The 255-nt window shown below is 71.4% G+C and carries 1 protein-coding gene; it reads left to right on the forward strand.

The features are described from left to right. A partial coding sequence (locus tag JNB71_RS24300) for a VCBS domain-containing protein (protein ID WP_220374322.1) occupies window positions 1-255 on the forward strand: 255 nt, incomplete at both ends.

Consider the following 255-nt stretch of genomic DNA (forward strand, 5'->3'; position numbering starts at 1 on the left):
GGACCTATACGCTCGACAACGACCGGGCGGCGACGCAAGCGCTCAACCAGGGCGACGCCGTCAGCGACACGCTGAGCGTCACCTCGCTCGACGGCACCGCCAGCCACAACATCGTCGTCGCCATCACCGGCGCCAACGACGCGGCGTCGATCGCCGTCGATGCGGCGGTCACCGACGACCGGGCAACCGTCGAGGCGGGGCAGGCCGGCAGCGGCGATCCGACTGCGTCCGGCAAGCTGACGGTCAGCGACGTCG

The organism is Rhizobium herbae, assembly GCF_019511375.1.
GTDB classification, from domain to species: Bacteria; Pseudomonadota; Alphaproteobacteria; order Rhizobiales; family Rhizobiaceae; genus Pararhizobium; species Pararhizobium herbae_A.